The sequence below is a fragment of the Haloimpatiens lingqiaonensis genome (assembly GCF_901447495.1).
Classification (GTDB): domain Bacteria; phylum Bacillota; class Clostridia; order Clostridiales; family Clostridiaceae; genus Haloimpatiens; species Haloimpatiens lingqiaonensis.
In genome coordinates this window covers 12,510-37,933 of sequence record NZ_CABDWS010000027.1, presented here as the reverse complement: position 1 = coordinate 37,933, position 25,424 = coordinate 12,510, and the positions used below count along the sequence as shown (strand labels likewise).

The 25,424-nt window shown below is 31.9% G+C and carries 23 protein-coding genes; 3 read left to right on the top strand and 20 right to left on the bottom strand.

From position 1 onward, the window contains the following. A partial coding sequence (locus tag FGK85_RS07230; RefSeq protein ID WP_138205142.1) for a KAP family P-loop NTPase fold protein occupies positions 1–1,803 on the bottom strand: 1,803 nt, incomplete at its 3' end. A 250-nt stretch (positions 1,804–2,053) separates the two neighbouring features. Between FGK85_RS07230 and FGK85_RS07225 the strand changes: the two genes are divergently transcribed. After that, entirely contained in the window at positions 2,054–2,962 is a 909-nt protein-coding gene (locus FGK85_RS07225) for a tyrosine-type recombinase/integrase (RefSeq protein WP_243122834.1), read from the top strand. A gap of 406 nt (positions 2,963–3,368) precedes the next feature. Next, the gene (locus tag FGK85_RS07220) at positions 3,369–5,345 is read left to right on the top strand and encodes a hypothetical protein (protein WP_138205140.1); all 1,977 of its coding nucleotides are present in this window, start codon (positions 3,369–3,371) and stop codon (positions 5,343–5,345) included. Between the two features lie 391 nt (positions 5,346–5,736). Here the strand turns inward: FGK85_RS07220 and FGK85_RS07215 are convergent, their stop codons facing one another. The 4 genes from FGK85_RS07215 to FGK85_RS07200 form a co-directional block, all read right to left on the bottom strand. After that, positions 5,737–5,937, bottom strand: a complete 201-nt coding sequence (locus FGK85_RS07215) for a hypothetical protein (RefSeq protein WP_138205138.1) — start codon at positions 5,935–5,937, stop codon at positions 5,737–5,739. Between the two features lie 473 nt (positions 5,938–6,410). Further along, positions 6,411–6,977: a PIN domain-containing protein gene (locus tag FGK85_RS07210; RefSeq protein ID WP_138205136.1), complete on the bottom strand. Its 567-nt coding sequence runs from the start codon at positions 6,975–6,977 to the stop codon at positions 6,411–6,413. 1 nt (position 6,978) lies between these two features. Then, a complete protein-coding gene (locus tag FGK85_RS07205; RefSeq protein WP_243122833.1) occupies positions 6,979–7,788 on the bottom strand; it encodes an ImmA/IrrE family metallo-endopeptidase in 810 nt (269 codons plus the stop codon). Beyond that, positions 7,773–8,162: a helix-turn-helix domain-containing protein gene (locus FGK85_RS07200; protein WP_138205134.1), complete on the bottom strand. Its 390-nt coding sequence runs from the start codon at positions 8,160–8,162 to the stop codon at positions 7,773–7,775. The genes FGK85_RS07205 and FGK85_RS07200 overlap by 16 nt, the downstream gene beginning before the upstream one ends. Positions 8,163–8,367: 205 nt before the next feature. Between FGK85_RS07200 and FGK85_RS07195 the strand changes: the two genes are divergently transcribed. After that, complete coding sequence (locus FGK85_RS07195) at positions 8,368–8,664, top strand: hypothetical protein (protein WP_138205132.1); 297 nt, start codon at positions 8,368–8,370, stop codon at positions 8,662–8,664. Positions 8,665–8,727: 63 nt separating this feature from the next. Here FGK85_RS07195 and FGK85_RS07190 read toward each other — a convergent pair whose 3' ends face one another. The 15 genes from FGK85_RS07190 to FGK85_RS07120 form a co-directional block, all read right to left on the bottom strand. After that, complete coding sequence (locus tag FGK85_RS07190; protein WP_138205130.1) at positions 8,728–8,994, bottom strand: hypothetical protein; 267 nt, start codon at positions 8,992–8,994, stop codon at positions 8,728–8,730. Positions 8,995–9,136: 142 nt separating this feature from the next. Next, positions 9,137–9,868 carry a DUF1444 family protein gene (locus FGK85_RS07185; protein ID WP_138205128.1) on the bottom strand — a complete coding sequence of 244 codons (732 nt, stop codon included), beginning with the start codon at positions 9,866–9,868 and terminating at the stop codon, positions 9,137–9,139. A 280-nt stretch (positions 9,869–10,148) separates the two neighbouring features. After that, the gene (locus tag FGK85_RS07180; RefSeq protein WP_138205126.1) at positions 10,149–10,661 is read right to left on the bottom strand and encodes a DNA-deoxyinosine glycosylase; all 513 of its coding nucleotides are present in this window, start codon (positions 10,659–10,661) and stop codon (positions 10,149–10,151) included. A 29-nt stretch (positions 10,662–10,690) separates the two neighbouring features. Further along, on the bottom strand, positions 10,691–11,272 hold the full coding sequence (locus FGK85_RS07175) for a DUF7686 domain-containing protein (RefSeq protein ID WP_138205124.1): 582 nt from the start codon (positions 11,270–11,272) through the stop codon (positions 10,691–10,693). 26 nt (positions 11,273–11,298) lie between these two features. Next, the gene (locus tag FGK85_RS07170; protein WP_052221625.1) at positions 11,299–11,667 is read right to left on the bottom strand and encodes a hypothetical protein; all 369 of its coding nucleotides are present in this window, start codon (positions 11,665–11,667) and stop codon (positions 11,299–11,301) included. Between the two features lie 140 nt (positions 11,668–11,807). After that, on the bottom strand, positions 11,808–12,266 hold the full coding sequence (locus FGK85_RS07165; RefSeq protein WP_138205122.1) for a hypothetical protein: 459 nt from the start codon (positions 12,264–12,266) through the stop codon (positions 11,808–11,810). A gap of 41 nt (positions 12,267–12,307) precedes the next feature. Further along, positions 12,308–13,000: a peptide arginase family protein gene (locus tag FGK85_RS07160; RefSeq protein WP_279232911.1), complete on the bottom strand. Its 693-nt coding sequence runs from the start codon at positions 12,998–13,000 to the stop codon at positions 12,308–12,310. Positions 13,001–13,046: 46 nt separating this feature from the next. Then, positions 13,047–13,541: a hypothetical protein gene (locus FGK85_RS07155; protein ID WP_138205118.1), complete on the bottom strand. Its 495-nt coding sequence runs from the start codon at positions 13,539–13,541 to the stop codon at positions 13,047–13,049. Between the two features lie 56 nt (positions 13,542–13,597). Then, positions 13,598–16,585 carry a type I restriction endonuclease subunit R gene (locus FGK85_RS07150; RefSeq protein ID WP_138205116.1) on the bottom strand — a complete coding sequence of 996 codons (2,988 nt, stop codon included), beginning with the start codon at positions 16,583–16,585 and terminating at the stop codon, positions 13,598–13,600. 15 nt (positions 16,586–16,600) lie between these two features. After that, positions 16,601–18,436: a DUF262 domain-containing protein gene (locus FGK85_RS07145; protein ID WP_138205114.1), complete on the bottom strand. Its 1,836-nt coding sequence runs from the start codon at positions 18,434–18,436 to the stop codon at positions 16,601–16,603. Beyond that, positions 18,433–19,755: a restriction endonuclease subunit S gene (locus FGK85_RS07140; RefSeq protein WP_138205112.1), complete on the bottom strand. Its 1,323-nt coding sequence runs from the start codon at positions 19,753–19,755 to the stop codon at positions 18,433–18,435. Before FGK85_RS07140 ends, FGK85_RS07145 begins: the two co-directional genes overlap by 4 nt. Next, entirely contained in the window at positions 19,752–21,779 is a 2,028-nt protein-coding gene (locus tag FGK85_RS07135; protein ID WP_341472476.1) for a type I restriction-modification system subunit M, read from the bottom strand. Before FGK85_RS07135 ends, FGK85_RS07140 begins: the two co-directional genes overlap by 4 nt. 181 nt (positions 21,780–21,960) lie before the next feature. Next, positions 21,961–23,628: a hypothetical protein gene (locus tag FGK85_RS07130; protein ID WP_171011355.1), complete on the bottom strand. Its 1,668-nt coding sequence runs from the start codon at positions 23,626–23,628 to the stop codon at positions 21,961–21,963. Between the two features lie 277 nt (positions 23,629–23,905). Continuing rightward, positions 23,906–24,733: a hypothetical protein gene (locus tag FGK85_RS07125; protein ID WP_091729366.1), complete on the bottom strand. Its 828-nt coding sequence runs from the start codon at positions 24,731–24,733 to the stop codon at positions 23,906–23,908. A 132-nt stretch (positions 24,734–24,865) separates the two neighbouring features. After that, positions 24,866–25,177 (bottom strand): hypothetical protein, encoded by a 312-nt coding sequence (locus tag FGK85_RS07120; protein ID WP_138205106.1) that lies wholly within the window; start codon positions 25,175–25,177, stop codon positions 24,866–24,868. Positions 25,178–25,424: the final 247 nt, after the last annotated feature.

Sequence of the window (25,424 nt, the reverse complement as noted above, 5' to 3'; positions counted from 1 at the left end):
ATGCATATACTCATTAATAATATCTAAATAGTAATTATATTGTTCAGTTATATTAATATAATACACAACACCATTTATATCAAATTGTTTTATATTATTTTTATATTGTTGCATCTTATTTAATATAGTACTTGCAAATTGATATTCAATTTTTTCTGGAACTAATTGTACAATATTTAAATTTGATAAACTATTAAGAATATTTATAATGTCTAGATTTTCATATTTATCTATTCTCATCAGTAGGTTATTAAATATTTCAACTCTTTCATCTTCAGATTTAGTTTTATTTAATTCAGCAATAAACCCTTTAATATCTTTGTAAATTATTAAATTTTCCAAATTTTCTACATACTCATCCGAATAGAAAGTATTTAATGTGTCTTGGGATAAATAAATATAAGTTTTAATATGCTCACGTGAAACAAAATAATTGCTTGTATAATACAAATACTCTATTGCTTCTTTAAAATCATCCTTAACTTGAAACCCTTGCTCTTTTTCAACATAATATTTACTTAGAATACCAACTTGTGATTCTTCAAAGTTATTATCTCCTCTTCTTACTCTCTCAACGTACTCCAATAGTCTATTATTATTTACTAAGTCATAATATAGTTGTGTAAATTCCGTCTGCAATACCGTTATTTTAGCCAGAAATTTTAAGTCTAATGTAAAGTTTGTACTAAAATAATTTTCTTGTAGCCTTTCTTTAAAAATTACATATAACAAAATAAAATTATTTAAAAGTATTTTTACTTTCCTTGGGCTCATAACATTTTTATAAATTAGAACATGAATAATCTCTTTTAATTCTTCTTTAGGAATATCTATGTCTATACTATTTAGTAACTTAATTGTGTAGTTTCTAATTTTTTCTTGCCTAAATGGGGGTATAGCCATTTTAATTTGAAAGATTTTATCTAAATAATCTGTATCATCTATTTTTTCTTCAGTTAAGGCTTTTTTCAAAATTGCGTCATCACAGGCAATAATAAAAATACAATTTTTTATATTCATGAACGTTTTTATTGTCTCTAATACTTCAATGACCTTTTTGCTCTGACATCTATCCAAATCATCAACAAAGACAATAATTTTATTATTATTTTTGACAAAATTATTTATAAGTTTTTTAAATGACTTTTCAAATTGCTCTAAACTCTCTAAGTTTTCATTTGACTTTGTTATTGTTACATTAGAAGTATAGTCTCTTAATATTTTAACCACATAATAAATAACCCCAACAACAATAGCATTGAAAAATAAAGGTATTGACATTTGTCCTTCTATATGAAGCCATCTAAATAAAAACAAATAAAAAATCACTTCGGCAATTAATATTATAATAGATGAACATAGCAATCCTTTAAACATTTCCTTAATGCTTTTTTTAAGATTGCTTTCACTTTTTAGAATTGACTGATTATTTATCTGTCGATTTCCTTTTATATAAAGTGATTCTATCAATTCATCGACGGGCTCACCAGTTTGTTTTGCTACTTCTAAAAGAAACTTTCTTTTTAAAGATATAGGTTCATTTGTATATTTCCAGCATTCAAACATAACTGTTTTATATTTCTTTGAATTATCGATTCGATTTTTTAACAAGTTTATAATTGTAGTTTTCCCTACTCCCCACTTCCCAAATAAGCCAATATTTAATTGCTCATTTTGACAATTATCAATAATATTCTTTATAACGTCCACATAGTGTCTATGACCAAACTCATCACTATCTATATTTCCTATTGGCTCATCAACAAAAACTCGTATATTATTGTCTGTTTTTGTGTCTCCCATAATTCCCCTCACCCCTCATACTAATATAACTTATTATTATTTAATTTGACGTTAGTCTCATATTTCCTCTTTTATCCACTAAATCTTTCAACAAAATATAAGTTCTTTTTCCAGTTCCCTTTAAATCTAAATATAAACCCCCATATAATCGCCCATTATCCCATAAAAAATTGGAAACAAAACTTTAACACTCTCTTGAAACCCTTATTCAATATATTTTATAGTATTAAAAACTATAGGAAGGATGTTGATGATGGAATATAATAAGGGATTAACTGAAAGCAATTTTTATCTTGATGAATTTGCTACTTATTTGATGAGCATAGACAAGTCTGATTCCACAATAAAAACTTATATCGAGCATGTGCAGGCATTTGCGAAATGGTTTGAAGAAACCAATGGCATAAATTTTGACCCTATTGTAGTAACTGAAATTGATATCAGAGATATGCGTTCATATCTACAGGGAACAAGGCATTTGAAAGAAACAACCATTAATTTAAGATTGGCCAGTCTGAAGAGTTACTTTGAATTTCTTGAAGGAGAAAAATATATAAAAAATAATCCTGCCAAAGCAATTAAAAAAATAAAGATTCAATCACCTGCTGCACCCAAGTCTTTGGATGAACAGACCTACCGTGCCTTACGCCGTCATATATATCGCTGTGGAAATAAGGCTCACATCGCCATGTTTGAAATTTTTACAAGATGCGGGGTTAGAAATTTTGAACTTATAAATATCCATATTGCTGACATTGATATAACTGAACGAAAAGGAAACTTAAAAGTAATAGGAAAGCAAAATAAAGTACGTCATATCCCCTTGCATAGGGATGTTCGGGATGCAATTAACAACTGGATGGAAATAAGAAAAAACGTTAAAACAGAATGTGATAATCTGTTCATATCCGAACGCAAGACCCCTTACACCAGGTCAGGAATTTGGAAGATTTTCAAGAAATACTGTGCACAAATAGGGATTACGGATGTAACTATTCATTCTTTTAGGCACTATTTTTGCAGAACACTTCTCAAAAATGGGGTTGATATTTCTATAGTTGCTCAACTTGCAGGTCATGCTTCTGGTTATGTTACGGCACAAGTATATACCATTCCAAGGCAAGAAGAATTGGAGGCAGCAATAGAAACATTAGTTTAGGATTTAAAAAGCAGGCATCATTTGCCTGCTTTTTAAATCTATAATACTTCCTATTTTCTATTATCATATAGACTGTTACTATTGCAAGAGGTATTACTGCTAGCCATCTATACCTGCTATTAAGCAGGCCTTTTCTACTTGCTTCATAATTTCTAAAAAGAGAAACAATAAGAACCTACACGCATAGTTAGGTTTTTATTGTTTCTCTTTTTTATAAAAAAGTCTATGTAAAAATTTGATTTCAATAGCACAACAAATATAATGCTAAAAAATAAACAATGGAGTCGCTAATCAAAACGGGAAACACATTATTTAAAAACGGAGATTTATAAAATAATACGGAGAACGCCTCAATGTAAACGGAAAACATAATATCTAGTGACTCCTCTGAAACGGAGGAGTTTTGATGAATTTAGGAATTAACTATGAAAATCGTGAAGCATTAGGCATAACAGATTTTGAGTTTTTATCCCTATTTAAAAAGGAAAATGAAAAAGTATACTTTAGGCTCATTCAGGAGGAAAAGCATATAGCAAAGAACTTTGACTGTCTTCTTACTTTAGATGACAGTTTAGAATATCCTCTCATGCAAAAAGTTATTCAAAAATATCAGAGACAAGGCTATGGAGTCTATTTTGTAGTAAACAGTGGTGGACAAAGAAAAGGTTCTATTAAAATAGTGAATGCACACTTTATTGATATGGATTTTGGAAAGGTTCCAAAAATTATTAACGGAGAACTCTTTAATGATTCTGAAGGAAAGACTGTATATGAATATAGGAACAAAGAAGAAATAGAGAAATATAAAATTGCTTTTCTGAAGAAATTAGAAAATTTAAAACTAATTCCAAATGCCATTGTAGAAACTAAAAACGGCTTTCATGTGTATTGGCTGCTTGCCCCTGATAAGCCACAAAGTTTAGGCTCTTTTACCCCACTCCAAGAAAAACTTATTGACTATTTCTCCGCCTTTGAAGAAAGAAAAGAGCATGCTGATAGCAGTGTAAAGGATATAAATAGAGTTTTAAGGCTAATAAATTATAAACATTTAAAGAATCCAAAAGACCCATTTACTATAAAATGTATATACCTCAATACAGAAATAAAATATACTCAACACGATATTGCAAGTGCCATAGATTGTAATATCATTGAGTTGATTAAGGATGCTAAAAATCTTGAACTAAAACCCGCTGCTACGAGGGCTAAGACCAGCAACTTGCAAAAAGGAACCCATAAAGTTCATTCTACTCCAGTCTTACAGTATGAGGACTTGATTCCATTTTTAAAACAGCAGGATTTAATAAGTTATCTAGGTATTGATGCAAAGCCTAATGTAAACTTTAAATGCATATTCCATAACGACAACAACCCCAGTGCTGTCATAAAAAATAGCGGTGGATATTACAAGTATTTTTGTAATTCTCCTACTTGTATTTGCCATAATGCTGGGAAAGGCATGGATATTATTGATATAGTTAAAATTAGAGAAAACTGCGACACTTCAACTGCTATAAGAGAGTTAATTGAATATTTTCATATTAAATTAGAAGATTCAACTTGGATAAGCGAACAAAATAAAAAATTTGAAAATAACATTATGCTTTTAAGCCAACTTGATAAAAGGAAAGATGAATTTCCAAGCCTAAACCGTATCATTAGGTTTGGTTACCCTCTACTATTAGATATTCTTGAAATTGGTAAAGAAAATATTGTTAACCGTTTCTTTAATACAAATGGAGAAAGCATATTTTTCTTTTCTAATCGATATCTTGCAGGGAAGAGGAATAAAAGCGTCGTGAATACAAATAAATACATTAACTTATTTTGCACCTTAGGATTACTCAACAAAATCCCATATAGCCATGTAAATAAAAATTTAAGGGCAACTGCTATTCAAATTTCCAAAGATAATAGTCAAAACGGAATTTCTTTCTATACTATTCCTGATTATAATAAGGCTTTTAAAACAGCAGATGAAAGGGCATCCATCATGCTTCAATATAAATTTAGCATCATGGGTATGAGCAAAAAATATTTGGAAAACTGTTTTGGAGAAGAGTTTGCAAATAAAATCTATCATGTAAATGTGAAAGATACCGAGAAAAGCAAAAGCATAAGAGATGCCATAGAAGTATTCATACTGCAACAAATCAAAACCTATGGTTACTTCACCAAAGATATGGTTATGGATTATAAATTAAAAGTGGACAACCATTATATAAGGCGTGGAGCAAAAGAATATGAATTTAGGAAGGTTTTACCTGATGTCATTCAAAAATACGACCTGATATATGTGAAGGCTAATAAAAACATTAATCAAAAACTAGGTATAGACACTAAGAAATATCTACTCATTCAAAATAGCCTATTAGACGAATAATTGCTAAGAAGAGAAACAATAAGAACCTAACTATGGGGTTGGTTCTTATTGTTTCTCTTTTTGATAAATACATCATACATGATTCCATAGCCTTAACAGCAGTTATTTCACCCGATTTCCATCGCTTATATGTTTTTTCAAAATTATCATCCATCTGTACACTTTTAAAATATATTGCAAAATATAAATTCAACCTTTTGAAATGCTATTTAAATGCCTTATTACGCAGTTTCAAAAGGTACACTTTTTGAAACTATGCAAAATATGCTATTTCCTTCTACACATGAACCAAATACAGGCAATGCCAGCAACGGTAATACAAAAAATCATGACAATTGTTAAATACATCAATTCGCCAATCCCCCCTAATAAAACAGAGATAAGGTTTCCCTTATCCCTGTTTTATCATTTCCCACTCTCTTCTATTTTCTACTATCATATAGCCTGTTACTATTGCAAGAGGTATTACTGCTAGCCATCTATATTCGAAAAACATCTTTTGATATAAATAGTAAATCAAGAAAAATGTTGTAAACCCAACTGCTGTAGGTATTAATATATTAAAAATTATATTCATTTTCCTTTTCACCATAATCAACTCCTTTCCCTTTTATAATAATTGTAGCGCGCATAGAAATATTTGTCAGGTCCCTTTTAATAAAATGTAATTTATTTGTAACAATCTTATTAATTTTTGTCTTTTCAGTTTACTTTGAATCCCTATATACATGAGCCTTTGGCCTTTCTAACTAATATACATATATAATAGGGATTTAGAAAATAAAGAATTATAGGTTAGTAAGAGGAATATGGTTTAATGGAATACTTTTGGTCTTAAATGATATCACCCCTAACCTTGATTTCGTCGTCTAAATTTTCTTTCAAAAAAATAAAAAGCACATTCTCCTATAATAATGCCAGAATAAACCTGCCCGTATAAAGAGAATATGCTCTCCGTCTGTGTCACTAATGCTATTGTAGCGAATATACAGAAGAAAACTATTATATTGTAACAATTACCATTTTCATCCGACCTAATTCCTTTAACCCATCATATACCTTCCCCTATATGCCCAAATATTTTTTCCAACCATTTCTCTCAAATCTTATAAAGGCCTTTCCATATTGGTCTTCAAAGGTATCCCCAGTCGGACGAGTTAAATTATCATTAATTTGATTAAAAATATCTTCTGCCTCACTTTTTGTAATCTCGCCAAAATACACACATAAAGCCAAAATATTATTGTGTGTCAGGGTAATGAACTCATCTAGCCACTTAAATTCAGTATAATTATCTGATATTATTATTGGAATTCTCAACGCCTGAGCATATCCTGCACATTCACTTTCTCCTGGACCGATTACCTTTTTCTTATCTTCAATAATACCTCTTGCAAGTATATTTACAGATATATCTTTCTTCCTATCTACTACCTTAAATATGCTCCCATCTTTATGAATGGCTTGATTAATTACACCATAACCCTTTCCTGCATTTTTCTTTATTTCAATATCATACACAAATTGTGGAATGATGATTTCCTCAAATAAAAGTTCTAAAACATCCAATCTGTTAACTCTGGCTAAATTAATTAAAATATCTGCATCAGAAATGGCTCCTACGTACCTCATTCTAATAATCCTCTTCTAGGGGATACTCATATCCGAATTGCTCTGGAGTCAGTCCGACAAATTCAAGACTATTTTTCATGTTCTTATATGAAATATTCCCTCTTTCGTAATTACCCTTTACAAATTCTATATATTCTGTAGGTACATACGTTTCTTTTGATGGAATTATCAGTTCAATGCTATAGCCTTCCCGTTTGGTTAAAGATTGGAGTTGCTCCATATTTCCCAGTGAACAGATATCTACAAGTTCCTCATATTTGTTAATAGAGCATAAATCAAGTTGGATAAGTCTTTTTAACATAGCCTTATAACTTACTTTAAAATAATTGTGCATTCTAATGATATGCCTTGATAAAATACTGTCTTTATCTACATTAACAATTTTATAAAATACTTCTTTTACATAGTCTTCAGGCATTAAAAATTCAGAAGCAAATACATTTGCTTTCATATCTTCTGCTTTATGCTTTTCATCATCTAAAAGAATCTTTTCTTTTTTCAGGATATCGGCATTATAAATAAGATGATATAATTCATGGGCACCAGTATAGCGCTCATGTCCCAAAGTAAAATTACTATTTAAATAGACAATAAACTGTTCCTCAAAATAAGTGCTAAATCCTGATAATTCATCTGTATCCAATGGTTTTCTTACTAAAAATGCAGCCTCCGATAGAATGTCAAATATATCGGAAAGCCCTTTTCTAGCAAACTTTATTCTCGTTTCTTCTGCTAAGTCTTTAATTTGCAGTCTGAAAGATTCTTCTGGGAGATTCAAATTATTCTTTGGCAATCTTAACACTCCTCCCATAGTGGCTTTCTCTCTTGTGGTTTAAACTCCCCAGCATATATTTTCTTTTGATAAATAAACACCTTTACCATATCCTGAAGTTTTTCTACTTCTTTAATCGTTTTCTCTGAAAAGTTTTTCTTCCTGAATAATGTAACTAAATCATCATCTTCATCATCTTCAAAAAGGATGTTTATATCTATATTCAGAACTTTGCATAGAGCATTTAACTCCACAGCCGATACAGTCCTGTTGCCGTTTTCTATTTTGCTTAATGTTTCTCTGCTCATATTAACATCTTGTTTAGCAAGTCTCTCTACCACTTCTACTTGGCTTAATCCCCTTGCTTCTCTAACCGCCTTTATTTTTAATCCAATAGGAATATCCTTTGCCATCTTTAAATCCTCCTTTGTAATATTATATTACATTAGTATTTGTTTAGTGTCAATATCTTATCCATTTATGTAATATTTTATTACTATAATATTGAGTTATACGCCATGAATTATTTTATTAATTTTAAAACTTTTACCTCAAATAATTTGATTTCTCGTGTACCTATGGCTATAATGCTTCAAATTTCGTGAAGGAGTGGTCATTATGATAAATCTAGAAGTTTTGAGATTGGAACTAAATTACCTGCAACAGGTTGTGAATAGGACATTAGAAAATATGGATGCATGGAAATTAGGTAAAGCAATTACAGTATTAGTCACTTATTTTCTTAATCCTACTACTTATGATTCCTTATCCCTATCCCATCTCCAAGCAGTCGAGCAGTATCTAAATCAAATTCAGCAGGAAGTAGAACCTTGTGAGTACAAACTTCTGCTGAACAATATTCCTACTATAAGGAATTTTTTAGAGAAAATAAAATTTGAGATATCCAAATGCTAATAAAATAAGGCTTTGTAGGATATACACCTTATCCCCAAAGCCTTTTCTTTTGTCCTAATTTTCCTATTTCCCTTGTCCCTTTTTTATAAATTCGTATAAATTCGTATTATCCATCTTTTCAAAAGCAATAGCCTTTTCAATATTAGTTAAAACTACCTGTTTGCTCTTGATTTCACCAATCAAAGTATACCGAAAGTCATCATTGTATGCAATAATAAAATCCTCTATTCCTTTATCTATTTCCATAGACTGTAACTGTTTCAGGATGCTATCTCTATTTAATTCATATTTATCAACCAATTCGGCACATTCAATTATTACCTTATTCATATTACCATATCTCCTTTTCCACATATTACATATCTTATTATATTATATGAAATTACTATCTCTAAATCAAATTAGAATAAATCTTTGTGATTTCCTCTATAACTATACTTAACCCTTATTCCTTCTACTCCTTAATATGCTGTTAAACAGATGCAATATCAAATTTCCCATCTTTATATTGATATACTTTATCTGAGACCTTATTCGGGTCTTTATCTACCATAATTAGTGATTCCATAATTTTTATATATTCATGACGCAATTTGGCTACGATAAGCGTAGTTGATGAAGGAATTGCAAAGAGATACTCCTGGCCTACTTTCTTATATATTTGCTTCTGTAATGTAGCACTTAGTAATAAAGTGGAATTATAATCTGTAGAATACTTAAGACAGAATATATCAAGCATCTTATCCAGTTTAACTAAAGGGTTTGTCATCTTATTTAAGTTTTCCCATGCCCTCTTTTCCACCTTTTCAAAATCTACATCATCGCTATTTAATACAAATCTGAACACTTCCCCTGCATCTGTAACATAAAGTGTATCTATATCTGCAAAGGCCTGTTCTCTGTAAAATTCAATATTATTTTCTCTTTCTCCAAAATCCCTGCTTTTAAGCATAGGATAAACATTCTTATAATCAATTTTAAATTTATATTGGCTCAAAATATCATTAAAAATTCTACTATATGATTTTAAAGTTTCCATATAATCCTTTCTTGACTGATACTCCTTGTACATAGTATTGAATGGTATAGACATGCTCGTAGGACCAAACTTTACTACTAGATGGTTGCCCTCCATAATTACTTCAGAAAAACGTTTATTTAAATCCGTGATTATCTTATTAGAAAAATCAGTAAATGAAAGCATTGCATACCTCCTAAACAATTATTTGAAATACAAAAAAAGCATACTCCCTCACGTTTTATTCCAGCATATACTGGCCGTATAAGAGAATATGCTCTCCTTCTGTATACCTATATTTTACGTTATATCATTAGTTAGTGCAACGTATTTATTTTAGATTTAAATATTGTTTCTGTCCCCTTTTACCCTTTATTCTTTGAACCTTATTCCTTATGATAATATATGCTCTTTTACAGAAACCAAGATTCTTGATTCCAGACCAAGGTTCTATTACTATAAATGTTTACTGTCTATTATCAATGAATCCTAAATACGATAAAATAACCTTCCACCGTTCTAACTTATCTTTGAATCGTATTGCATTTGCAGGGCTGGTAGACGGTAGTCTATAAAATAATAAACCTTCCTTAAAACACATTTTCCCTATTACCAACTTTATAAATAATTCCTCTGCTTTACTCCCATTAAAAAATACTGTTTTTATGCCAGGATACTGGTTGAAAAAGGTTTCAAAATCATTAGAAACAGGATTAATTATTTTTGAATCACTGCTTCCTTCTCTATCACAACTTTTCAACACATCCCAAATAGCAATGTGTTGGTTCAATAAGAATGTCTTCCTATTCTCATAATCTTCTTCAACTTCTTTATTAGAAAGCCCATATATTATCTTCCAAAACTGATTTCTCTTATTTCCATAATATTGTTGTTTTTCAAGGGACCTTACACTAGGCATAGTCCCCAAAATTAGTATTTTACAATTTTTATCAATAATTGGTTCAAAAGATGTAGTCATTTTTCCCCTCTCAAATCAAATACTATAATTTATTCTGTAGGTTCTATAATTTCTAATTTAAAATTCCATCCTTCGCAGGACATCATCATTCTACCGATTTCTTCTAGGCTATATTCCTGTCCATCAATAATAAATTTTGGTGTTCTATCGTCGTATCTATCATCCCATTCAATACGCCCTTCTACTAGATTGTCTTTAAAAGAGATAAGTTCATGTCCTTGGAATACTTCTCTTTTTATGAACTTTTGTGATAATCCTTTCCTTATCTTTTTATAAAGCCTTCTCAAGGCATCATTTGAATCTTCTTCAAAATCCTGATGTACCTCAAAGGAATACCCTATTTTATCTACTCCTGTAAACTCTACTGCCTTCCAACAAATACCTGTTGGATGAATCTTCTTTCCTACTTGAAAGCAGTGGTCTATACCATCACAATCTTTAAAAGTTGCTTCATTTTCAAAATCCTTATAGTCTTCAACTCCAAGCATATCTGCCGTATACCCATTGTAGCAATCTTCGCATATCAATTGAGATGGCTCACCTTCTTTTATAGTTAAAACTACCATTCCATACCCGCTAGAGTCTTTTCCACACCATTGACACCTTTCCATAGACCTTCTCCTTAGTTATTAATTATTTAGTCCTTTAATTTAAAAACTGCAATATAATCGCTTTTAAATCTTTCTTTGTCTTTTTCAGAAACCTTCATAAAACATTTATCTTTACCTTTTTCATAAGAAACGTGAGGACTTAAAAATGAATCATTTTGTCTTGAATAATGTACTAAACGGTTGCTTATATAATTTAAAGGTGAATATCCTTTCTTGCTCTCAGTATTCATAAAGGCTGAATCTAATCGTTCCAGCAAATCTTTCTCATTATCTTTTATATAATCATAGAAGTCCAGAACTGTAAATTTATTTAGTCCCATTTTATTTATTACTAATTCTATTTCTTCATTTAAAATTTGTATTTTAACATCCTTATTCCCGTTTTTTTTATACATAAATGCTTCATATCTTTTAAATAAATTACCTTCAATTATCTTTCTATCACTTCCATAAGCCCAATAATCTATGCTGCTGATTTCCCACGGATAATACTCATTCCTTCTTTTTAAATGGTCTAAAACAGTATCCCCTAAATCTACCTTGTCTTTTCAATAGAAACAAATGCAATCGGGATATCTTTACTTATGGCATATTGTTTTACATCATGCCAATTATGCTTATACTTGTTTCCACCATTTGTATAATTAAGCATAACTAATAGTCCAAAACTAATCCCGTCATAATCTTCTGTATTCCCAATATAAGAGGCAATTGAATCTATCTTATCTAAATATTTAGATACTAACGTTTCAACCTCAACTACTATAAATGGTTTATCACCTTTGCATAATAGGATATCTGCATTCTTTTGCCCTTTTCTTCCCTTACCTACAAAAGGTGAAGGGGCACCATCCAACACAGAATGGTCAGAGGACTTTTTAATCCATTCGCTTGACAAAAATCCAATAATAGAACTATGGGAATTGCCGTACATACTAGTGATAATATCCCAATTAAATTCCTTAATAATGTTTTCTATAAAAAAAGAATTCATATATTATCATCCTTGTCCTTATTATATTTAGTAATAACCATTTACTTCATGGTTTCTTCTATATGATAAAGTATTTTACTCAATAAATAGTCTGCTGTGATACCTTTTTCTATGTAGTCTGGCTCCGTTGCAATTGTTATGATTTTAGCCTGACGAATCAAATGATAAAAGACTTCTTTCTTATTGGGATTGATAGACTTGGCGGTTCGAAAAAAATCTAAATCAATATCTAATATGTAATTTGGGTGATAATCTACAGGAATCTCATTAAGACAAATAGATAAATCATCATCTTCAATACAATTATCCGATAGAATTCGTTCATAGTTATTATCCTGAGCCATTCCCAAATACTTATTATAAAAGTCTTTAGGTATATAGTAAATTTTATCATTTTCAGGGTCGTATTTATCATCAACACATTCAAAACTTATAACAAAAGCCTTCGATATAATACCTTTTTTCGTAGCAAAATCAATATGTTCATCATTGTTTAATTTCTTTATAAATGATAAATCATCGATATTAGAATCCTGAAGCATATCAATAGCCATTTGATTGGCTTTATCAAAGTCATAAGTATGTCCTGTATTTTCACATTTGTCACAGCAATAATATCTAAATGCTAGTAAAGTATCTGTATGCTGGTCCAGTGTAATAAGCACTGGCGGAAATAGTTCCCTCTTATAATAATCTATCCAATGCTTTAAAACATACTGATGTTGCTCTTCTATAAATACTTTTTTACCTTTTATATTTTTATATATAATAATCCCCCTCTCATTGATAAATTCTAGTAATAATAATCTTCTTTATATTTTCAAGAAGAATTTCATCTGGGTACCACACTTCCGTATATGGTATATAAACTTCCCTATAACCTACTTCAGTTCTTGCTGCACCATTTTCAATGAGATTGCAATATAATTCTTTCTTCAAAATCAAGTAAACAACTTTGTTTTGAAATTGAGTTGGATGTAAAAAATAATATTTATCCAAAGTATCATAAATAATATCTTCTTCTTTATTCCTTAGGTCAAATAAACAAATATAGCCTCTTTTCCTTCCATAACTATTCTCAGATTGTGAGTATGAGTACTTAAATTTTTTATCAGCATTTGAAATCACTTTACCATCTTTTAATATCTGACAAAGATTTTCTACAGAGGTAACATGGAAAACCTCATTTTTAAGTAACGGTAAAATGTCAGATTCAAGGCGTGAACTATGAATATCGATATATGTAATCTTTTTTGATATCTTACATCTTTCCATAGCCACGCCCCTATCTATTAAAGTAATTTTGTACGGTTTTTCCTCAATATAATTAACTACGCCCTGCTGTTTAACTTCTCATAAGTTTCAACCAGCATATACTCCATAAGAGCATTTTTGAACTGCTCATCATCCAAAACACGGGTAAAGAAGGATTGGTTCTGGTCCATCCTATCAATAACTTTATTGATAAAAACTTTCTCAAAAGCAAACCTAAAATCATCAATAGTATTTGTTTTAGCCTTTTGAACCAAATCCTCATCAGCGGCAAAATCCTCTTTAATCTGCTCCACAGATAACTGGTCGGCTTTTGTAAAATCCGTTCCAAACCGATTATTAAGTCGCTGAATAATACTTGAAAGATAATCTTCCTGTTCTTCTTTTACCCCTGTTCCTGCAAATTTTACAGGTGTAACTGGTACATTTTCATCATCAGAAGTTAGAGAAATACTCCCTTCAAATGTCTTTTTTGCAGCATAATACTCCAAAGCAATTTCATCTGCTAGGTGAATAGTAGAACCTTTTTCCTTTGGCAGTTTTTTAAGTAGATATGTTAAGTATACATATAACTTATGGAGTTCCACATCTTCAAAAGGCGTGATTTGAAGGATGAAGGAATAAAGTCTTATGAATTTCGTTGCTTGACTACTAAAATCCTCTTTATGCTGTTCATCCAACTTTTTAAACCTTTCTACGGCTATATCTATCAAATGGTTTAATATTGCCCTGTCTCCAGAAGTCTTTTTATCCTTTGGCTTAAAGTATATATGAATAAACCTATCCAATTCTTCTTTTAAATACACGCTAGATGCATTTAGCATAGTTTCAATATCATAAAGAAGATTGGGCTCTGTCACTTCTTCTACGATAGTTGCCTGATAGTAGGGTTTGAAGGCTTCTTGAATATCCTCTGCCTTATTTACAAAGTCGAGGATAAAGGTATCATCTTTTCCCCCGCAGGTTCTGTTAAGCCTTGATAAAGTCTGTACTGCTTTAACTCCCGACAACTTTTTGTCTACATACATAGTATGTAAAAGGGGCTGGTCAAAGCCTGTCTGATACTTTTCCGCAACTAACAGCACTTGATATTCATCAGTGGCAAAGCGGTCTGGAAGTTCAGACTCCTTAAATTTGTTCATACCACTTTCAGTATAATCTACTTCATCATCCTTTACGGTTCCTGAAAAGGCTACTAAGGTTTTCATATCTCTGTAGCCTTTCTTTTTGATATATTCATCAAAAGCATGCTTATAGCGTACAGCATGAAGCCTAGAACTGGTCACAACCATTGCCTTGGCTCTTCCCCCTATTTTATGTCTAGTTACGTTTCTAAAGTGTTCTACCATGATTTCAGTCTTTTGAGCGATGTTATGGGGATGAAGACTAACATATCTTGTAAGTGCTTTTGTGGCCTTAGCCTTGTCAAAAGCAGGGTCATCTTCTATTTTCTTTGCCAGTTTAAAATAGGTTTCATATGTAACATAGTTTTGAAGTACATCTAGTATGAATCCTTCTTCAATTGCCTGTCTCATAGAATATAAATGGAAGGGATGGGGTAGTCCATCTTCACCTATGGTTCCAAACATCTCAAGGGTCTTTGCTTTAGGCGTTGCCGTAAAGGCAAAGAAACTGATATTTGGCTGTTTTCCCCTTTTCTTTATGACCTTTAATATCTCTTCATCTGGGTCGTACTCTTTGCCTTCCAACTCTTCATCTAGTTTTGCTGCTTCTTCAAGACTACTTACTGATAGCACTTCCCTTAAAGAAGCCATATTCTCTCCTGCACTGCTGGAATGGGCTTCATCGATAATTACTGCATATTTATGATTTTCTAATTCCCCAACCTTTTCAATAATAAATGGGAATTTTTGCAGGGTAGAAATAATAATTCTCGTTCCACCTTGGATGGCATCGGCCAATTGATTGGAGTCTTTATCTATTTTTTCAACAACCCCATGTTTATGCTCTAATTGATAAATGCTGTCCTGTAGTTGCCTGTCCAAAACCCTTCTGTCGGTAATAACAATAACAGAATCAAATACAGGATTATCCTCATCATCATGAAGGTTAGCAAGTCTATGGGCAAGCCAAGAAATAGAGTAGGTTTTTCCTGAACCTGCACTGTGCTGTACAAGATAATTTGTTCCTACCCTCTTTTCCTTTGCATCGGCTTCCATTTTTCTTACTGCATCCAATTGGTGATATCTTGGAAATATGATAGTTTCTGAGGTTACGATATTTCCGTCTATATCTTTCTTTTCCCCAGTCTCTATAAATACAAACTTCTTTAATATATCCATCAGGCTATCCTTCCTAAGTATCTCTTCCCAAAGGTAAGCAGTTTTAAGTCCATCAGGATTATCAGGATTTCCCTTTCCTCCATCACACCCTTTATTAAAGGGTAAGAAGAAAGTCTTGTCCCCAGAAAGCCTTGTAGCCATATAGACTTCTTGAGTATCTACTGCAAAGAATACAATGGCTCTTTTCTTAAACTGGAATAATAGTTCATTGGGGCTTCTATCTTTCTTAAATTGAATTATTGCATCTTCATAAGTTTGACCAGTGAAAGGATTTTTAAGTTCAAGTACAATAACTGGAAGTCCATTGATACAGATAAGCATATCAATGCTGTTTTCGTTTTTAGTGCTGTAGCGTACTTGTCTAGTAACAGATATGCGATTCTTTTCATAAAGTTTAACTGTTTTCTCATTTAATTTGCTGGCAGGCTGAAAATAAGCAAGGTCTAAGTATACCCCATAGTCTTTAATCCCATGCCTTAATACATCAATCATGCCACGATTATTAAGTTCCCGATTTAATCGGTTTAACACCTTAAATTGATACTGGTCTTTATAGATTTCTTTCAATCGCTCCATTTTCTTGGGCTGAGTATCCTCTAAGAAGTCAAATAGGATTTTTGTGTCAAAGGCAAACTCTTTGTTATAGTCGTTAGAATTACCCTTCACATATCCAGATTTTAAAAGATGTTCTTCAACATATTCTTCAAAGCCCTTTTCTGTAAGTTCCACTGGAGTTCTAGCCATTTTCCTCACTCCTTACTAACTATTTGCTAATACATCAATTTTATTTGCATTCCATATCTTCTTGCATATCTCTTTATAAAGAGATTGTCTTTCAATGAATTCTATCTTATTAAATTGAGCATATGGTTTAAAAGGTAACTGTGTATTATTCATAAACCGCAAAAATAACGGATTATTTTGATAACAGTTCTGATTTAAAGTTCGAGCCAATAGGTTTTCACTGTCATACTTGATTACCTTCTTACTGTATTCCATGTCCTGCAAACTTCTGTTTTTATCTTTAGGAAGTATTAATAGTCCCCCGAATCTATTTCTAAAGTCCTTAAACTCTTCTTCTGTTGAAAAATCAACTTGATGATTTCCTTGGGTGTAATCATCAGCCCAAATATGCTCTATATCGTAGGGGTTTTTTTGTTCTCTATTTACATAATCGGCAAAATTGCTATTGATACCGCTTTGCTCCTCTAAATAATAGGTCATTCTCGAGAGAATATGGAGCATATACCTTCTTGTAAACTGATTTAAATATAAACCATCAATTCCATCAAGAGTATATCCCATATCACTTATGTAATCTTTTAATAATGCTGCCAACTCCTGTATGTCCTTATTCCGTATCATTTTTGTAATATTGAATACTGTATATTTAATAGAAGAGTAATCTACCGTCTTAAAATTAAAAATCCTGATAGAAATAAACTGGTCAATAAAACAGGAGACCATTTTAATTTTCTTATTAATAACATCCTGTGTATCGTCACTTTTTATAGCAGATAATATAATTTGGTACTGCAGCGTAAACCCTCTATCTGCATTATAAAATACATGCTCATAATCCTTATGAAACTTACGGGAGTATTCCTTTAAGCGAACGTAAATATCAGCATACATTTTGAAATTTTTAAGGACAAAATTTTCAAAATCTGCGCTGGTGTTTAAGCCCACAATAGATTTATTTTCCCGAACCCATTTGTGAAATGTTGTTCCAATAATATCAAAGTCTTTATTTTCTGCCTCTTTCTTACCTTCTCTGATAGTTTCTGCATATTGAGCCCTTAACCAGTTCTTTATGAAGTCTGCGTCTCCATCCTTTTCAATTTCTTTTAACTGTATGACTTTATTTTTCCATAAGTCATTTGCTTTATTTCTGATAGTATTATCATCCATCTCCGAAAGAAGGTATCCCTTTAACATTTCCGTAGGAGTAAGCCTTAGTCCCCTATCATTCATGGTTACAAAAACCTTATGGGCATCCTGCTCCGAATCAGTCCTTATCTGCACTAAAGATACATTATCGATTAGCCATTCGATAAATACTGGAAGAGGACTTTCTTTTAATTCATCAGGAAAAATCCGTTCAATATCTTTATACCTATTGTAAAGGTTAAGAACACTTTCTGATTGCTCATTGGTAGTATCATAATCCCCTGTCTCAAACAGAGATGCTAAGCATCCTTCCCTTTCAGGTACATTGATACAAAAGGTCTTTTGGCCATACATTTCAGAGTAAATCAGATTATCAATGTTTACTTTAGGCGAAGAATTCTGCTGTTTTTGAAGATTGTTTAGGTAAATGAGAAGCAACGTTAATGACGATAACCTCTGCTGTCCATCTATAATTGCATTATCATTTGTAAGGATAATGGGACCTAAAAAGTAATCCCCATAATTCCTTACATCCATCTGCCTATCCTCATCTTTATAGAACTCATTAAACTCGTTGGTTAAGTCTTCTATCAATTCTTCAATCTGCTTAGTTTCCCAATTATATTCTCTTTGGTAATACTGAACCGTATATTTATTATTTAACAGATTGCGAATATTCCCCGCATGGGCTGTTATCTTATTCATTCATTAATCACCTCGCTCATATTCTCAAATTCCCTCACATCAACTTTACCTGTTACTGCTTCAGAAATGAGGGACTGACGGTATTCTTTGAGTTTTTGGATTTGTGTACTTATATCAGATATTAAATCATCCATATTATTTGTCAGTTTAATCAAATATTCAACAATCTCTTCTTGCTCCTTAATATTAGGCAAAGGAACTTTTAAATTGCCAATAAAATCCCAACTTGCACGTGGCATTTTTGCTCCATATGTTGATGAATTAACTACATCAATAAATATCGGCGACAGCATAAATAAGTATAAGTACTCTGGCAACATATTAGAAGCAGTTCTTAACACAAGAAGTTCCGATGTGCATCTCCCATTAAAATCTGCAACAATACATTTGGCCAGATAAGGTCTTAATTTCCCAAATAATACATCGCCCTTTCTAAAAATATTCGCTGTCTCTCCAACTGCTTGTTGTTCATCGTTGTTATTCGTTAATAACTTTCCGGTTTTCGACTCAATACTTTCCAGCCCCACATAAGTTTTATCATTGTCACCATCACTTGCTTTTACATTTCTTATATTTGATAAATATTTTATTCTTCGTATATCCCAATGCTCCGGTATCTCCCCTATCCACTCAATCCCTGAATCCTTCATCCTAACATTTGGATTAAGTCCTTTAGTAACGGCTTCACTAATAATCGCTTGCCGCTTTTCCTGTAATAGTTCAATTACTTTTTCTTTATCAGCAATTAAAGCATCTATCTCGGCAGTTTTTTCGTAAAGAAAATTGGCAATGGCTTTTTGTTCGTTCATTGAAGGTATCAATAATTCAACCATCGACAAACTGCTATTTGATAATTCCATAAAAGTAGTCCCTTGTCCCAAAGCATTTAAATAAAAACTTATACTATATATCCAATAATAAAAATACTCGTGATTGATTACTTTAGTAGGAACTAAACTCTTACAACCTTGATTAGTACATAAATCTACACCAGCAATAGCAACATAGCCTATTGGTGCCCTTGTAGAAATAATAATACTGTTCATTGGCACTTTCTTTGCTGAACAATTATATAATCCATCTTCAGTAATCTTTCTTTCAGAATCCTTTATATAAACCTCGGTTAATTTACTTAAATCATTTGGTGTTATCCAAACAATTTCTCCATTCCAATAATTTTCTTCTGAACTGCTAGGTGTTCCTCCATTGACAATTTTAAATACTCTCTTTAGAGGCTTTACTTCCCACTCCTCAGGTATCTCCCCTATCCACTCGACCCCTGAACCCTTATACCTCTCATATCTCCTATAATTACTCATTCACCCATCACCTTCTTCAACTTCTCCTGAATACTATCCTCAAGTTCCTTAATCTCCTTTGCTATCTCTTCGGAAGGCCTTAGAGGCTCATATTTATAAAAGTGCCTTGTAAACGGTATTTCATATCCGATTTTAGTCTTACTTTCGTCTATCCAGGCATCAGGAATATGAGGTTTTACTTCCCGTTCAAAGTATTCATGAATATCCTCTTTCAACGGTACATTCTCAGTATCTCTTAAGTCTGAATCTGGTTCTGGATTACCCTTATTGTCTACACAAATGTCTGCTGTTTCATCCTTTTCAGATAAGGCAGATAATATAGCCTTTAATAGAGGGCTGTTCAAATTAATATCTACTGCTTTAAAAGTCTTTTTAAGTACCTTGGTAAAGGTATCCCTATTTTTATAAAGAACATTAGCATCCATTGTTTGTAAGGTATCTATTATTTGTCTTTGAGTTTTCTTGCCTTCCTCTATTTCTTGAAGCCCTGCTGCTCCTTTCTTCCTGGATTCAGCAAGTTTCTTAAAAGCCGTTTCATTGTATAAATTATTAATCCTCTCTTCAGTTACTTGGAAGTTAAGCCTTAAGGGTCTCTCCACTACTATTTTTTGATAACCAAAATCTTCATTATCAAAAATCTTGCAGTATTCGTTTTCTTTAAAATCCCCATATATCCTCGTAATTTCTTTTATCTGTTCCTCATTGATTTCATTTCTCTTGTTTCCAAGGCTCTTTCTCATTTTCTGATAGAAATCTACTGCATTGACCAATTGTATTTCTCCTGTCCTTACAGGACCCCTCATTAGGTCACTGTTCTTACGGTTGGTTACTATCCAAATATAAGTAGAAATGCCCGTATTATAAAATAACTGGTCGGGCAGTGCAATAATACCTTCCAGCATATCATTTTCAATTATCCAGCGTCTGATTTCCGATTCTCCTGAACCTGCATCTCCAGTAAATAATGGTGAACCATTAAAGATAATAGCAATACGACTGCCTTTTTCATCTTGCCTCATTTTAGATATTAAGTGCTGTAAAAACAAAAGAGAACCATCAGATATTCTGGGAAGACCCGCACCAAATCTGCCATCAAACCCATCTTTCTCATATTCTTCACGAATAAATTTCTCTGCTTTTTTCCATTCCACGCCAAAGGGGGGATTAGTAAGCATATACCTAAAGGTTGTGCCCCTGTGGCCATCTTCTGTAAAACTATCTCCTAAGATGATGTTATCTGCATTTTGCCCTTTTATAAGCATGTCGGATTTGCAGATACTAAAGGATTGGGGATTTATCTCCTGTCCAAATAATTCTACTTGTATTCCAGGGTTTAATTCTTTCAAGTGCTGCTCTGTAACCGAAAGCATGCCTCCAGTCCCTGCACAGCAGTCGTAAACAGTTGTAACAAGCCCTGGTTGAGTCAGTTCCTCATTATCTTCGTTTAGGAGAATATTTACCATAAGCCTTATAACCTCACGAGGGGTGTAGTGGTCTCCTGCCTCTCCATGTTCAGAAAATCTTCTTATCAGTTCTTCAAATATGTATCCCATTTCTGTGTTGCTTACTGCATCGGGATGCAAATCTATTTTATTAAATTCAGATATCACAAGATAAAGCAGGTCATTATCATTAAGTTTTGTAATCTGCTTATCAAAATCAAAATACTCTATGATTTCCCTAGCATTCTTAGAAAAACCATTAATATAATTCCTTAAATTATTTGAGATATTATCTGGCTCTGCTAATAACTTTTCAAAATCATATTTACTGGTATTATTAAATTCCTGATTTGAAATCCTATTTAAAACAGGGTCTACGTTTTGGAGCCCTGACTTCTTTAATGTTTCATACTTTTTAAGTACTTCCTCTTTAGTGGCTGCAAGAACACAGTCAAACCTTCTAAGTACAGCCATAGGTAAGACAACATCCCCGTATTGTTCTTTTTTATAAGGACCTCTTAAAAGTTCTGCTATACTCCATATAAAGTTAATTTTATCTTGAAAATTAATCAAATTTATCACTCCTATGTATTTTTCAATTCGGGCTTATCAAATTAGGTATTAGTATCTCATACCAAATTATATCATCTATACTTTAATATTCTATATCTTTTTAGGTTTTCCTTTGCATATTACATCTTATATAAAGTGCAATACTGTATATAAAGAAACATACCAAAGGCATGTAATAATTAGTCCTTTATTATGCAATAATAGGATTTTTCAAAGACAATGCCATATAAAATAGTTCATCTAAATACAGCATCAATTTTAATGAATTTATTTCAGTGTCATAGTTAACAGCCTGTCCATGAAATATTTTGTGCCTGCTAAAATCATGTACCCCATCTGGTTTTTCGGGATTAAATCTGACATAGAATGAATCCATACAATTAAAAGCATAACTAACAATAAATCCATCTAGTTCCTTTGCTTTCTCTTTAAAATTGTCATACAAGATACCAAATTTAAATGCCGTTACATCATAATTTCCCCTCATAAAGTCCCGAATGATGCCTTCAATCATTAGCGCCCATACTGGAACTGATAGGGAATACATTTCTAATTTATGAGCATAGAAAGCATCTTTAACCTTCTTTTCCCATTTATTAAAATACCCTAATTCATTCCATTCCTTTATTATCTCTTCAAGTTCTTTGTATTCACCAGATTTATAATAGTCAGATATTATTTTATCTACATCTTTCTGCTTTAGAGTTTCTTTATTTTTATAAATATAGTTTATTATTTCTATGGGAAGGGAACTAATAAACCACCATCCAAATTGGAGCATGGTTTTTGCCTTTTTATTTAAATTATCGCTAATATTTTTTCTTGCAAATAGAATTTGCTGTGTCTCCAATAAAAACGGTCTTATATTGCCAATGATATCCTGCTGCACATTTGCAAAATTAAATAACTTGTCATGATGTGTGAAGTTAAGTATTTTGTTTAATTCTGCTCCAAGTACTTGCATATGGCTCTGAATGCCACTATTCATGACATTTCTAAGTGTTTCTTGACTTTCTAATGCCGTTTTAACATATTCCATGTTGATTGGCTGTAATATATCCCTTATAGCATTTATTTCAGAATAATAGTTTTTAATTGTTTCATTAATAATACTCGTTGTTGGCACTAATACAGACTGCATTTCTATTATCGATTTATTTATACTCCTTTGTATCGGGTTAATAACTTCCATATATGTACCTATCATATTCCCCATCTTACTTGCAGTAGCCGCCAATTCCGTCAACGCAGAATTGCCTATAATGTTTTGATATATTGCTATATCAACCAAAGGAGGTCTTACTGTTTCTGTTATTCTACTTAGTTTTGATACTAACTCTATGCCTGGCAGTAAGTTTTTATAGTAGTCAGCAAAATCTAATTTAGGCTTTAATTGCTCTGCTACTTTTTTTATATGTTCTCTATACTTTTCTGTTTCTTTTTTATGTATCAAATAGAATTTTTGGAAGAAGTCATCTGTTTCTTCAGATACCTCTTCGGCAAATCCTTTTAAATAGTCTGAACTATTTATTATTTCTTCTCCTACTTTTTGCAAGTCATTATCTGATAAACCCTCTATGTCGTCTAAATCAAGAATAGGGAAGTCATCTCCCTGGTAAATAACTTTTTTATTATTGTTGATTATTTTCAAAGCCATTGTGCAGAATGATTTTCTATAACTTTCTGTTTCTTCAATGGCCTTTTCATAAGCGATTGCAGCATTCATGCTATAATAAACAGGTATTTTTAATTCTCTGCCATTCCAATTTACAGGTACCAATTTTATCGCTCTTTTATGGGCTTCTATTATATCTTCAACATTTGTTATTTTCTTTATATCTCTAGATTCTTTTTTCACAGATATCACCCTTTGTCCAAATACTGTTAATTCCATTTTACGACATATCTTTATAATCCTCAACAGAATTACGGCATTTTATCGACCATTAATCTGTTATAATAAAATCACATCTCTTAAGGAGTGTGCTTTTATTTGGACTACTTATCAATTATTAGCAATAAATAGTTTGTTATAGATGTTTTTAAGTACATATTTTGTTTGCAGAAGGTGCATTTTACCGAATGCTGCCTTCTGCTTTTCTTTTACTAGGGTCCTTTATTTTCTTTACTATATTTTAAATTAATTCATCTATACGCTTCATCAGTGTGTTTTTCCCTAGATAGTTTTCAATAAATATTACAGAAATCGGCTTATCTTCTTCATCATTTATTAAGTTCTTAATTGATGCATCATATCCTTGCTTTCTATACTCCTGAATTTCTGCTTCGATTGCATCAATGTTTGGTATGTTAATTGCTCCTGTATTAAGGACCTTATACTCAAACCATTCTCTCGGAATAATTTCAAAACCTGGCAGTTCCCTCTGAGCCCTTTCGTATATATATAAAATATCTGCTTGACTTGTTGTATTTGAAAGGTTCTTTAAACTATTGCTTCCATATTCTTTTGTCCAAATTATCATTTCTTTGTTCCATTCAAACTTCTTCAAACAATAGTCTTGCAATATATTTCCTTCGTCTTGCTTTAGTCTTGTTTGTCTATTTCTTTCCCATGATAATAATTCTTCAAATGTCATGGGTTTACTAAAGAACTTAATGACTAGATTCCCTGTACAGCACCTACATTCTTCATCATAATCGTAGTATTCTGTTGGTATGCCGGTAACTTCGAATTCACCCATTGAATTCATAAATTCTTTAATGCAGTAAAACCCTATATTATAGCAGTCTTTATCGTATTTACATTCTTCCAAATATGCAATTTCATCATTGCCTGCTACAACTTGAATACTTTGGAGCATGCCTTTGCTAACAACACTATACAGTTCCACCTCTCTGCCATCTTCAGATAGAAGATAATTGACTTTGATTAGTCTTTTACTTGTTCTATTCTTAACCGCCTTTTTATTTTCAGCACTAATTACCATTTCTAATTGTCTCATGGTTCATCTCTCCTTTTATTTTTAATATTGAATTCATATTTCCTTTTTTTATTATGCTGGAAGTGCTCCACTAGTGGAGCACCCAGTCATTCCTCACAAAATGTTTTCTAATCCACTTTTACATTAAATTTATTATGCTTCTTCTAATTTATCTGCAAAATACTTCTCAATTGCTTCATTGCAATCATTTTTTTCAAGCCATTCATATGCTTCCTCTGGTTCTAAAGGAATAATACCTTCGGTCCCCCATCCACATCCATAACCTGACTCTCCATACTTTGATAAGGCACCACCTGAATAACATAGGAACATACTACCTTTTTTGGTTATATATAATTCTTCATGCAAATAATTAAAGTCATCATTGCCAAGACCATTCCAGTATTTGCCCAATAATTCCGCCGTTTCTGTATTATAAACTTTACGATTGATTATTTTTTTCATATTTCATTTCTCCCTTGCTTTTTGATATAATACTATTAACAAATTTATTTTTTAAAATTTCCACTGTAAAAGGGGCATTCGGCAAAATGCCTCTTTTACTTCTTTGGTACTTGGTGCCCTAATCCTTACCATAGAATCATCTCCTTTTCCGACCCTCTATTATTGAACATAACACATGTTTTTAAAAAGTAAGGTGATTTACAAGATTTTAAAAACCTTCTTTAATAATCCATATCTCGTTTTTCTC

Excerpts from the sequence above, each read along its gene's own strand:
- FGK85_RS07225 (WP_243122834.1), top strand. The coding sequence starts at position 2,054 with ATGATGGAATATAATAAGGGATTAACTGAAAGCAATTTTTATCTTGAT.
- FGK85_RS07220 (WP_138205140.1), top strand. The coding sequence starts at position 3,369 with ATGAATTTAGGAATTAACTATGAAAATCGTGAAGCATTAGGCATAACA.
- FGK85_RS07215 (WP_138205138.1), bottom strand. The coding sequence starts at position 5,937 with ATGGTGAAAAGGAAAATGAATATAATTTTTAATATATTAATACCTACA.
- FGK85_RS07210 (WP_138205136.1), bottom strand. The coding sequence starts at position 6,977 with ATGAGGTACGTAGGAGCCATTTCTGATGCAGATATTTTAATTAATTTA.
- FGK85_RS07205 (WP_243122833.1), bottom strand. The coding sequence starts at position 7,788 with ATGGGAGGAGTGTTAAGATTGCCAAAGAATAATTTGAATCTCCCAGAA.
- FGK85_RS07200 (WP_138205134.1), bottom strand. The coding sequence starts at position 8,162 with ATGGCAAAGGATATTCCTATTGGATTAAAAATAAAGGCGGTTAGAGAA.
- FGK85_RS07195 (WP_138205132.1), top strand. The coding sequence starts at position 8,368 with ATGATAAATCTAGAAGTTTTGAGATTGGAACTAAATTACCTGCAACAG.
- FGK85_RS07190 (WP_138205130.1), bottom strand. The coding sequence starts at position 8,994 with ATGAATAAGGTAATAATTGAATGTGCCGAATTGGTTGATAAATATGAA.
- FGK85_RS07185 (WP_138205128.1), bottom strand. The coding sequence starts at position 9,868 with ATGCTTTCATTTACTGATTTTTCTAATAAGATAATCACGGATTTAAAT.
- FGK85_RS07180 (WP_138205126.1), bottom strand. The coding sequence starts at position 10,661 with ATGACTACATCTTTTGAACCAATTATTGATAAAAATTGTAAAATACTA.
- FGK85_RS07175 (WP_138205124.1), bottom strand. The coding sequence starts at position 11,272 with ATGGAAAGGTGTCAATGGTGTGGAAAAGACTCTAGCGGGTATGGAATG.
- FGK85_RS07170 (WP_052221625.1), bottom strand. The coding sequence starts at position 11,667 with ATGTATAAAAAAAACGGGAATAAGGATGTTAAAATACAAATTTTAAAT.
- FGK85_RS07165 (WP_138205122.1), bottom strand. The coding sequence starts at position 12,266 with ATGAATTCTTTTTTTATAGAAAACATTATTAAGGAATTTAATTGGGAT.
- FGK85_RS07155 (WP_138205118.1), bottom strand. The coding sequence starts at position 13,541 with ATGGAAAGATGTAAGATATCAAAAAAGATTACATATATCGATATTCAT.
- FGK85_RS07150 (WP_138205116.1), bottom strand. The coding sequence starts at position 16,585 with ATGGCTAGAACTCCAGTGGAACTTACAGAAAAGGGCTTTGAAGAATAT.
- FGK85_RS07145 (WP_138205114.1), bottom strand. The coding sequence starts at position 18,436 with ATGAATAAGATAACAGCCCATGCGGGGAATATTCGCAATCTGTTAAAT.
- FGK85_RS07140 (WP_138205112.1), bottom strand. The coding sequence starts at position 19,755 with ATGAGTAATTATAGGAGATATGAGAGGTATAAGGGTTCAGGGGTCGAG.
- FGK85_RS07125 (WP_091729366.1), bottom strand. The coding sequence starts at position 24,733 with ATGAGACAATTAGAAATGGTAATTAGTGCTGAAAATAAAAAGGCGGTT.
- FGK85_RS07120 (WP_138205106.1), bottom strand. The coding sequence starts at position 25,177 with ATGAAAAAAATAATCAATCGTAAAGTTTATAATACAGAAACGGCGGAA.